Here is a 10,522-nt window from a genome sequence, read left to right as displayed (position 1 = left end):
GTTGCCAGGTAGGAAGACCTGTTCTGAGAAGGACAGGTTTTTTTCTATATAGAGATAGAAAGCCGAGAAAGAAAGCCAAATATTTTCCTCATAAAAGGACCCCTTTCCATTTTGAGGAAAACGTAGTGCAAGGCCTTTATTGACAGTTCGATATTTCTAATATTTTGTATGAAGCATAAAAAAAGCAAGATGAACAGTCGTGATTACATATCATCATTTTATCTTATACAGAAATCGTTTTAGAAATTCCTTTTTCTATTTTTAATGTGTTATAATGCACAAGTTATATGAAGGGAAGTGCCAATGATGTCAATTTCAACAGATATATTGCATCAAATGGAAATTCTGAAGTATGCGGGTGCTGTAGATAGAGAAAATGAAATATTATATTTATCATCTTACATGCAACGTGAAACAGGATTACCCTCTACCAACAGGATGAAGAACGTTGTGGTGAATTATTCGCAGTTCTGTGATTGGTCACATACAAAACAAACAGCTTTTGATTTGCAGTTGGTAAAAACAACAAATCATCATGCATATTATCGTCTACAAAAGATATCGACCATAACTACTGGGCAAATGTTTCTGATGACGAATATTGATGATATCCTCGCCATTGAAATGAAACAAAACTATGATCGTCTACAAAATAAAAAATTAACGAATAATATCCCTTGTGGCTTATTTAAGGCGGCATTGGATGAGAGTATGACACTACTTTATCATAATCTTTATTTTAATAAGACTTTTGGATATGATCCTACGGATGCTATTTCAGACATTCAACAGATTGTATTACCTGATGAATTTATGCAACTTCTAAAAGATATAAGAAGTCATAAAATTACCGCTTCTGATACGTATTATTTTGAGGAGGAAAATCGTTGTATTAAGAAAGATGGCTCTATTATATGGGTGTTATGTCGTTATGCGTATGAAGGTAATGATATCTTTGGAGCTGTTTTTGATATCACGGATCGCAAACTGATTGAGGATAGATTACGTATCAGTGAACAGGAATATCGAATTGCGATGAAACAGTTGAATAAGACATTGTTGCGGTATCATATTCCTACAAAGACATTGTCTATGGGAGACCCAGATGATCGTGTATTGGGGGATTATACAGAAGTTAAAAATGTCCCCGAATGTGTGCAAAACATGAATTTAGTCGCAAAGGAAAGCTTAGAGGAATATATGCGGTTCTATCATGCAATGCTGGAAGGTGTGCCACAAGGAAGTGCTATGTTTAAATTGCGTGTAAAAGACAGAGATGATTATGCATGGATAAAAGCACATTACTTTTTAACATATGATAAGGAAAAACATCCGGTTACATCTATCATTTCATATGAAGATTATACGGAAGAATATGATCAGGAGTTGTCTTACCAACGATGGATACAGATATTTGAAAATCAAAAGGCAAATGCGATTGCTTATTATGAATATGATATTACCAAAGATCAGCTTGAGGTGATGGAAAGCACGGTGATACCTGAAATTCCATTTGCGAAACGTCGTTCTTTTACTTTTGTCGCGCAATATGCGGCAAATAACTTTGTTTATGCAAAAGATCGCAAAAAATACCTCACCATCTTTGATCGCCAATATCTGTTATCTTGTTACTATCAAAAAAAGTTTGTCGTGACTTGCGAGCATCGCCGTTATGATGTAAAAAAACATATTTATTGGGCTAAAGCGGAAATACAATTAATGGAAGATCCTTATACAAAGCATATTAAGGCATTCGTTTTGATTCAAGATATTGATAAAATCAAGTGTCGAGAATTAGAAGTGCAGTTGGAGTTAGAGAGTGATTCATTGACAGGATTGTTAAATCGTAAGACAATTGCAGAAAAAGTAGATTATATTTTGCAGGAACAGGAGGAGGAACTGCATGCTTTGATCATGTTGGATCTGGATAATTTCAAACAGCTAAATGATAAATTGGGGCATATGCAGGGAGATGAAGTATTACGTGATGTAGCGCAAATCTTACGCGGCTTAATGCGTTCACATGACTTGTGTGCACGTATTGGCGGTGATGAATATATCTTATTTTTAAAGGATATTTGCAATCGAGAAGCTTTGCGTAAAAAACTTCAGCAATTAAGCGATGCTCTTAGTTTTAATGTAGATGGCATAACGATCAGTGCCAGTTTGGGAGCTTGTTTGGCGCCGGAACATGGCGATAATTTTATGACACTATATCAAAAAGCAGATGAAGCAATGTATGCAAGAAAACGAAATGGGCGCCATGGTTTTCGTATATATGGAGAATAACTGAAATAATCCTTATAGACAACAGACTGTGATTCGGATGGTAAGCACATAAATAGGAACATAAGAATACTCATGTAGATTACCGTATGAAATCTATTTTGAAATGCTGTTAGAAGATAATAGATGTGTGTATCTAATTATTTTTGCAATAGAATGCAAAAGATAGTTACGATCACGCATCTTTTTACATGTAGGGATTGCAAATTGTACTTGGTTTCGTTATCATGTATAGGCATGTCATAAGGAGAAGAATTATGAAAACATTAACTTTTCGTCAAATAATAACGGTATCTATGATGCTGTTTGCCATATTCTTTGGAGCTGGTAATATGATTTTTCCACCTGCCATGGGACAATTAGCAGGAACAAGCTATCTTGCGGCTTTGGCTGGTTTTATTCTGACCGATGCTGGAATTGCCATATTAGGAGTTACTGCTGTTGTCCTGGTTGGTAATTCTATGAGTGACTTAGGTAAATTGGTAAGCCCTAAATTTGCATTATTTTTGTCTATCTGTGTGTATATGTTAATAGGCCCTTTATTTGCCTTGCCAAGAACAGGAAGTGTATCTTTTGAAATAGCGGCATTGCCTTATCTTGGAAATAATAATCGAATGCTGTTTTCCTTTTTGTTTACGGCGATATTTTTTGGATTGACCTATTATTTAAGTTCTAATCCTAGTAAAATCGTCGATGTCGTTGGAAAATATTTGACGCCTGTATTACTGATCAGTATCTTCGCTATCTTTATCGCAACCTTATTGTATCCGCAATCACAAGAACCCTTAGCTTTTGGAACGATGACACAAGCGAAGGGAGCTTATGTGGATATACCATTTTTTCAAGGTATGATTGAGGGATATAATGCATTAGATGGACCGGCAGGGCTGGCCTTTGCTATCTTAGTAATAACAGCAGTTCGTGGATATGGTGTCAGTGATAAAAAAGCAATTGCGAAATATACCATTTTATGTGGATTAGGTGCTGCGGCTTTTTTAGGTATCGTTTATTTTATGCTGACCTATGTGGGAGCTATGACGATTACACCATTTGAAAATGGTGGTAGCTTGCTGCATGCAGTGACTAATCATTTATTTGGCAGTGTTGGAGGTATCATTTTGGGAATTGCTGTTTTATTTGCCTGTCTTACCACTGCCATAGGTTTGACAACTTCCTTTTCTGATTATTTTCAGACATTATTGCCACGTGTTTCTTATAAGAAAATTGCTGCTTTTGTCTGTTTATTCAGTTTTGTGATATCGAATGTCGGTTTGAGTCAGCTTATTAAAATCGCATTACCAATATTATTAATTATTTATCCTGTTACGGTTACGCTGATTTTGTTATCTTTTATGCGCCGCTTTATTAAACATCGTAAAAGTGTTTATATCGTTGGCATGGGATTTACCTTTATTGTTGCATTTTTATATGGCTTAGACACAGCCGGTTTATCTTTAGGCAGTGTGAGTGTTTGGGTAAGAGAATTGCCATTTTATGAGTTGGGCTTAGGTTGGGTACTTCCAGGAGCTATTGGCAGTATTCTTGGTGCTTTGCCTTTCCTAAATAAAACAGCAGCTAGTGCTGCTGCCGCACAGGAATAACGCTTATTCTAATGCATAACCTATATTAAAATCATCATACATCATACAGTTGCTTTTCTTCCTCTATTTATATTTTCCAAAGCAATAAGTAATGACATCTTACTGAATAAAAAAGGATAGTGCCCGACAATACGCATCTGGCGCTATCCTTTTCATAAGCCTTCTTAATGGTAACAGCAAGTGTTTGCGATAATACAAGTTGTGCCACCTGCATCAATATAAGGCAGTGTCTTAGAATTGAAAAATTTTCTTTAACCCTTTGGCAACGCCTTCCTCATAGACAGAAGCGGTAACCATATCCGCGAAGGATTTCACATAATCACTGGCAGTCCCCATGGCAACGCCCATCCCTGCCATTTCCAGCATCTTAATATCATTTGTACTATCACCAAAGCAGACACATTCCTCCCAAGTGAGGTTCTCCTTTCGCAATACCTGAGAAATGCCAACAAATTTATCATTATTTGCATTGAAGACATCGTAACAGAAATGATCTTCAGCTACTTCAATCAGATCACTGCGCAGCATCGGGTGCTGCTTTAAGAAAGTATCCAATGCACGCTGATTCTTTGTCATAATGACAGAATTATATGCATTATGACGTTTGTGATAACTGCGGTTTTCATCATAGAATAAATAATCCAATACATGATGATCTCTGCAAAAGTCATATAATGGATAAAAGCTGTCGTAAATATACGATGCATCGCCAAAATGAAACATCAAGCCATTCTGTTGTTCCTCGCACCAGTCAACGATATCCTGTGTGGTTTCCCTTGCTAAGGGATTTTCAAATAACAGATTTTGTTGTGCATCCAACACATAACCGCCATTGATCAATACCATATAATCAAAATAGGGGATGCGTTCTAAGATCAGGTGCATCTGATTCAAAGGTCTTCCGGTAGCTGCACATACCAGCACGCCTTGTTCTTTTAACTTGCGCAGTGCATCCAGATTTGCCTGTTGAATAATGTCGTTTTCTGTTTGATACATGGTCCCATCCATGTCAAAAAAAGCGATTTTGTAAGCCATAAATAAACTTCCTCTTTCCTGTATGTAATCATACCGTTGTCATTATACTAAAAGAATGGGCATTTTTCAAAGAAAATAGAAAAAAGGTGTTGACATCCGATTTCAGTTGATTTAAGATAGATAGGCAAGTGGATTTTTAGGGTTCCCCAACAGCGGGAACTAAATTTACACTTCAAAATGACACACCCGGAAATGTGTGTTTGCGAAAGGAGGATATTATGCCAACAATTAACCAATTAATTCGTAAAGGTCGTGAACAGAGCGTGAACGTTTCTAAGTCACCTGCTCTGAATAGAGGATATAACTCATTGAAAAGACGTCCTACTAACCTGAGCGCACCTCAGAAACGTGGTGTATGTACCCGTGTTGGTACCATGACACCTAAGAAACCAAACTCTGCGTTGCGTAAATATGCCCGTGTTCGTCTGAGCAACGGTATGGAAGTTACAGCTTACATCCCAGGAATCGGACATAACTTACAGGAGCATAGTGTTGTAATGATCCGTGGAGGTCGTGTTAAGGACTTACCAGGTGTTCGTTATCACATCATTCGTGGTACTTTGGACTGTGCCGGTGTTGCTAACCGTAACCAGAGCCGTTCTCTGTATGGTGCTAAAAAACCAAAAGAAGCGAAAAAGAAATAGTCAATTGTGAAAGGAGGAAATTTCAATGCCTAGAAAAGGACATGTAGCAAAACGTGATGTATTAGTAGATCCTATCTACAACTCCAAGCTGGTCACTCGTTTGATCAACAAAATCATGATTGATGGTAAAAGAGGGGTTGCTCAGAAGATTCTGTACAACGCGTTTGATATTATTGAAGTAAAAACAAATGAAAAACCAATGGAAGTTTTCGAAAAAGCTTTAGAAAACGTTATGCCATTATTGGAACTGAAAGTTCGTCGTGTAGGTGGTGCAAACTACCAGGTCCCAGTAGAAGTATCTGCTGAAAGACGTTTGACTTTAGGTCTGCGTTGGATCGTTAACTACGCTCGTCTGCGTAGTGAAAAAACTATGGAGCAAAGACTTGCTGCTGAAATCATGGACGCTGCTAACGGAAGCGGTGCATCTGTGAAAAAACGTGAGGATACTCATAAGATGGCAGAAGCGAACAAGGCATTTGCTCACTACCGCTGGTAAGAAAGGAGTTCATTATGCCACGTCAGTATTCATTAGAAAAGACTCGTAACATTGGTATCATGGCTCATATCGATGCTGGTAAAACTACAACAACAGAACGTATCCTGTATTATACAGGTGTTAACCATAAAATCGGTGAAACCCACGATGGTGCTTCAACGATGGACTGGATGGCACAGGAACAGGAACGTGGTATCACCATTACTTCCGCTGCCACAACAGCAGCATGGAAGGGTCACCGTATTAACATCATTGACACTCCGGGCCACGTAGACTTCACAGTTGAAGTTGAACGTTCATTGCGTGTACTTGATGGTGCGGTAACAGTATTGGATGCAAAAGCCGGTGTAGAACCTCAGACGGAAACCGTTTGGCGTCAGGCAACGACTTATGGCGTACCAAGAATCGTATTCTGTAACAAAATGGACGCAACAGGAGCTGATTTCCTGATGTCCTGCAAGACGATCGTTGATCGTTTAGGGGCAAAATCTTGCCCAATCCAGCTGCCAATCGGTGCTGAATCTACATTCTCTGGAATCGTAGATATCATCGAGCGTAAAGCTGAAATTTATACAAACGACTTAGGAACTGACATCAAGATTGAAGAAATTCCTGAAGATCTGAAAGATCTGACAGAAGAATATCGTGCAAAATTGCTGGAATATCTGGCTGATTACGATGAAGAATTCATGATGCAGGTTCTGGAAGGTGAAGAACCAAGCGTTGAAGAAATCAAACGTGTACTGCGTATTGCGGTATGTAAGGGTGACTTCTTCCCAGTATTGTGTGGTTCTGCATATAAGAACAAAGGTGTTCAGATGGTTCTGGATGCAGTTGTTGATTATCTGCCTTCTCCATTAGATATCCCTGCTATCAAGGGTACATTGGAAGATGGTAGTGAAGTAGAGCGTCACGCAAGTGATGATGAACCATTCTCTGCATTAGCATTTAAGATTGCTACGGACCCATTCGTAGGTAAGTTATCTTACTTCCGTGTATACTCCGGTACAGCAAAATCGGGAAGCTATGTATTGAACTCTACCAAAGGTAAGAGAGAGCGTTTCGGACGTATCGTTCAGATGCATGCAAACTCTCGTAAAGAAATCGAAGAAGTTTATGCAGGTGACATCGCTGCTGCCGTTGGTTTGAAAGTAACGACAACAGGTGACTCTCTGTGTGCTGAAAATGATCCAGTCGTTTTGGAAAGTATGGAATTCCCAGAACCAGTTATCGAATTGAGTCTGGAACCTAAAACTAAAGCTGACCAGGATAAGATGGGCTTAGCATTGGCAAAACTTGCTGAAGAAGACCCTACATTCAAAACTTATACAGATCAGGAAACAGGACAGACGATTATCGCCGGTGTTGGTGAACTTCACCTGGATATCATCGTTGACCGTCTGCGTCGTGAATTCAAGGTAGAAGCAAATGTTGGTCAGCCAATGGTTGCTTACCGTGAAACAATTCGCGAAACAGCTGATTGTGAAGGTAAATACATCAAACAGTCCGGTGGTCGTGGACAGTATGGTCACGTATGGATCAAATTTGAACCTCAGGAAGAAGGCAAAGGATTTGAATTCGTTGACGCTACCGTTGGTGGAAGCGTTCCTCGTGAATACATCAAACCTACCGAAGAAGGTCTGCGTGATGCATTAGAAAACGGTATTATTGCCGGTTACCCTGTAATCGATATCAAAGCAACATTGTTCGATGGTTCTTACCATGATGTCGATTCAAGTGAAATGGCATATAAGATTGCCGCTTCTATGGCACTGAAAGCAGCTGCTAAGAAGTGTAAACCAGTTATTCTGGAACCAATCATGATGGTAGAAGTTACTGCACCAAACGAATACTTAGGTAGCGTTATGGGTGATGTTAGCTCACGTCGTGGGGCAATCGTTGACCAGGAAGAAAGAGGAAATGCGATCATCGTTAAGGCACATATCCCATTGTCTGAAATGTTTGGTTATGTAACTGATCTTCGTTCTTTCACTCAGGGTCGTGGAAATTATTCCATGAAATTCGACCATTACAGCGAAGTTCCTAAGAGCATTGCGGAAAAAATCGTTAAAAACAACAGTTCTGAAAATTAATTGTTGCTTTTATAAAAACTTTGAATTAGAATATACATGAAATCTATAAATTTAGGAGGAAATTAAAATGGCTAAAGAAAAATTTGACCGTTCCAAAACACATGTTAACATCGGAACTATCGGTCACGTTGACCACGGTAAAACTACTTTAACTGCTGCTATTACAAATGTATTGGCATCTAAAGGTATGGCACAGGCTCAGGCTTATGACCAGATTGACGGTGCACCTGAAGAAAAAGAACGTGGTATCACAATCAACACTGCACACGTTGAATATCAGACTGACAAACGTCACTACGCACACGTTGACTGCCCAGGTCACGCTGACTACGTTAAGAACATGATCACTGGTGCTGCACAGATGGATGGTGCTATCCTGGTTGTTGCTGCATCTGATGGTCCTATGCCTCAGACTCGTGAGCACATCTTGCTTGCTCGTCAGGTAGGTGTTCCTTACATCGTTGTATTCTTGAACAAATGCGACATGGTTGACGATGACGAATTGGTTGACCTTGTTGAAATGGAAGTACGTGAACTGCTGAGCGAGTACGGTTTTGACGGTGACAACGCTCCAGTTATCCGTGGTTCTGCATTAAAGGCTCTTGAAGGAGATCCTAAATATGTTGACGCTATCAACGAATTGATGGATGCAGTTGATGAATTCATCCCTGATCCAGTTCGTGATACGGATAAACCATTCTTGATGTCTGTAGAAGACGTTATGACAATCACTGGACGTGGTACAGTTGCTACTGGCCGTGTTGAACGTGGTGTTGTTAAATTGGGTGAAGAAGTTGAAATCGTTGGTATCAAAGACACTCAGAAGACCGTTATCACTGGTCTGGAAATGTTCCGTAAACAGTTAGACTTCGCAGAATCTGGAGATAACATCGGTGCATTGCTGCGTGGTATCAACCGTGATCAGATCCAGCGTGGACAGGTTCTTGCTAAACCAGGAACTGTACACCCTCATACAAAATTCAAAGCTCAGGTTTATGTATTGAGCAAAGACGAAGGTGGACGTCATACTCCATTCGTATCTAACTACCGTCCTCAGTTCTACTTCCGTACAACTGACGTAACAGGTGTTATCACATTGCCAGAAGGAACTGACATGGTTATGCCTGGGGATAACGTAGAAATGACTGTTGAATTGATCGCTCCAATCGCTATCGAAAACAACACAAAATTCTCAATCCGTGAAGGTGGACGTACTGTAGGTTCTGGAAACGTTACTGAAATCATCGAGTAATCAGAATTTATAAACGATAAAGAGTGCTTCGGCACTCTTTTTTTCTAGTCTATTTCCCTTTGCAAATTCTTTGCTCAATAGCTATCCCCTCTTGCTTTTTCTCTTTATCTGTTTCATAATAAAGTTAGAAACTAGGTGATATTATGGGAAAGAAAATGGCGGCCCCTATCATCATTGGTATTATTGGCTGCTTTTACATGATCATGTGGATATGTCTTTTATTTTGGGGACAAGCACCACTGCCAATACTGCTGCTCATTGGGATTCCTATGCTGGCACTGTTGTTTTTATGGATTCATGTAGTCATGGAACGCATCCATGAGATAAGGAGCAATGAAGAAGATGATCTTAGTAAATACTGATTACATTACAGGAAAAGAACTCGACATGTTAGGATTGGTAAAAGGAAGCACCATCCAAACCAAAAACATCGGCAAGGACATCTCACAGAGTTTTAAAACTTTGGTTGGCGGTGAATTGAAGGCATACAATGAGATGATGAATGAAGCACGTGCGCTTGCGACAAAGCGTATGGTTGAAGAGGCTGAAAACTTAGGCGCAGATGCTGTAGTGAATGTTCGCTATGCTTCCAGTGCCATTATGGGTGGTGCTGCAGAAGTTATTGCTTATGGTACCGCAGTAAAATTTAAATAGTAGCAAAAAGGCATTTGTTTTAGGAAAGCTGATAGATGCAGATGGAAAAAGTTCTTGATGCAGTCGTTCACTTACTAACCAATGCTTTTTTCTTTGGTGATGTAGATGATTTTTATTGGGGATATACATGGATCTCTTTACAATAGCAATGATATCCCTAGGTGATATAGATAATATTAAAAAATATACGACGAAAGATTATAAAGTTGGAAAGATTAAAAAGTTGCCCCATCTTATAAATTTAGGTAAATATTTCGATGGCATTGCATTTCGCCTAGAATAGAGTATAATAATACTGTCATGACAGGGGCGCCTTTACGGCTGAGATATCCTTATGGATGGTCCCTTATGACCTGATCTAGTTAATGCTAGCGTAGGGAGTCATATCTAAGAAAGAAATACTAGATTGGTTCGCTTACGCCTCATTTGAGGTGTTTTTTATTTGCAGGAAAGAAGGTGCA

9 protein-coding genes and 1 riboswitch are annotated in these 10,522 nt (G+C 39.3%); of the genes, 8 read left to right on the top strand and 1 reads right to left on the bottom strand.

Annotated features, from left to right (window positions below; genetic code table 11):
* Positions 1 to 306 precede the first annotated feature (306 nt).
* Both LI241_RS12415 and brnQ read left to right on the top strand, forming a co-directional pair.
* Positions 307 to 2,289, top strand: a complete 1,983-nt coding sequence (locus LI241_RS12415) for a sensor domain-containing diguanylate cyclase (protein WP_008690129.1) — start codon at positions 307 to 309, stop codon at positions 2,287 to 2,289.
* A gap of 254 nt (positions 2,290 to 2,543) precedes the next feature.
* Positions 2,544 to 3,887, top strand: coding sequence for a branched-chain amino acid transport system II carrier protein (gene brnQ / locus LI241_RS12410; protein WP_008690128.1), 1,344 nt, complete (start codon positions 2,544 to 2,546; stop codon positions 3,885 to 3,887).
* Positions 3,888 to 4,118: 231 nt separating this feature from the next.
* Here brnQ and LI241_RS12405 read toward each other — a convergent pair whose 3' ends face one another.
* A complete protein-coding gene (locus LI241_RS12405) occupies positions 4,119 to 4,922 on the bottom strand; it encodes an HAD family hydrolase (protein WP_008690127.1) in 804 nt (267 codons plus the stop codon).
* Positions 4,923 to 5,140: 218 nt separating this feature from the next.
* Here LI241_RS12405 and rpsL point away from each other — a divergent pair, with 218 nt between their 5' ends.
* From rpsL to LI241_RS12375, 6 genes are all read left to right on the top strand, one after another.
* Positions 5,141 to 5,566, top strand: coding sequence for a 30S ribosomal protein S12 (gene rpsL / locus LI241_RS12400; protein WP_008690126.1), 426 nt, complete (start codon positions 5,141 to 5,143; stop codon positions 5,564 to 5,566).
* Positions 5,567 to 5,591: 25 nt separating this feature from the next.
* Positions 5,592 to 6,062, top strand: coding sequence for a 30S ribosomal protein S7 (gene rpsG / locus LI241_RS12395; protein ID WP_008690125.1), 471 nt, complete (start codon positions 5,592 to 5,594; stop codon positions 6,060 to 6,062).
* Between the two features lie 14 nt (positions 6,063 to 6,076).
* On the top strand, positions 6,077 to 8,155 hold the full coding sequence (gene fusA / locus LI241_RS12390; protein WP_008690124.1) for an elongation factor G: 2,079 nt from the start codon (positions 6,077 to 6,079) through the stop codon (positions 8,153 to 8,155).
* A 67-nt stretch (positions 8,156 to 8,222) separates the two neighbouring features.
* Positions 8,223 to 9,407, top strand: coding sequence for an elongation factor Tu (tuf, locus tag LI241_RS12385; RefSeq protein WP_008690123.1), 1,185 nt, complete (start codon positions 8,223 to 8,225; stop codon positions 9,405 to 9,407).
* A gap of 143 nt (positions 9,408 to 9,550) precedes the next feature.
* Positions 9,551 to 9,769, top strand: coding sequence for a hypothetical protein (locus LI241_RS12380; protein WP_008690122.1), 219 nt, complete (start codon positions 9,551 to 9,553; stop codon positions 9,767 to 9,769).
* Positions 9,750 to 10,061, top strand: coding sequence for a YbjQ family protein (locus LI241_RS12375; RefSeq protein WP_008690121.1), 312 nt, complete (start codon positions 9,750 to 9,752; stop codon positions 10,059 to 10,061). Before LI241_RS12380 ends, LI241_RS12375 begins: the two co-directional genes overlap by 20 nt.
* A gap of 295 nt (positions 10,062 to 10,356) precedes the next feature.
* Positions 10,357 to 10,458, top strand: a riboswitch (TPP riboswitch).
* Positions 10,459 to 10,522 lie beyond the last annotated feature (64 nt).

Source organism: Longicatena sp. 210702-DFI.1.196 (assembly GCF_020563125.1).
In the GTDB taxonomy this organism is placed as follows: Bacteria; Bacillota_I; Bacilli_A; order Erysipelotrichales; family Erysipelotrichaceae; genus Longicatena; species Longicatena caecimuris.
The sequence above is the reverse complement of the archived record's forward strand: the minus strand, read 5'-3'. Positions and strand labels throughout refer to the sequence as shown.

Coding starts and splice junctions, on each gene's coding strand:
- fusA (WP_008690124.1), top strand. CDS start 6,077: ATGCCACGTCAGTATTCATTAGAAAAGACTCGTAACATTGGTATCATG.
- rpsL (WP_008690126.1), top strand. CDS start 5,141: ATGCCAACAATTAACCAATTAATTCGTAAAGGTCGTGAACAGAGCGTG.
- LI241_RS12380 (WP_008690122.1), top strand. CDS start 9,551: ATGGGAAAGAAAATGGCGGCCCCTATCATCATTGGTATTATTGGCTGC.
- tuf (WP_008690123.1), top strand. CDS start 8,223: ATGGCTAAAGAAAAATTTGACCGTTCCAAAACACATGTTAACATCGGA.
- LI241_RS12415 (WP_008690129.1), top strand. CDS start 307: ATGTCAATTTCAACAGATATATTGCATCAAATGGAAATTCTGAAGTAT.
- brnQ (WP_008690128.1), top strand. CDS start 2,544: ATGAAAACATTAACTTTTCGTCAAATAATAACGGTATCTATGATGCTG.
- rpsG (WP_008690125.1), top strand. CDS start 5,592: ATGCCTAGAAAAGGACATGTAGCAAAACGTGATGTATTAGTAGATCCT.
- LI241_RS12375 (WP_008690121.1), top strand. CDS start 9,750: ATGATCTTAGTAAATACTGATTACATTACAGGAAAAGAACTCGACATG.
- LI241_RS12405 (WP_008690127.1), bottom strand. CDS start 4,922: ATGGCTTACAAAATCGCTTTTTTTGACATGGATGGGACCATGTATCAA.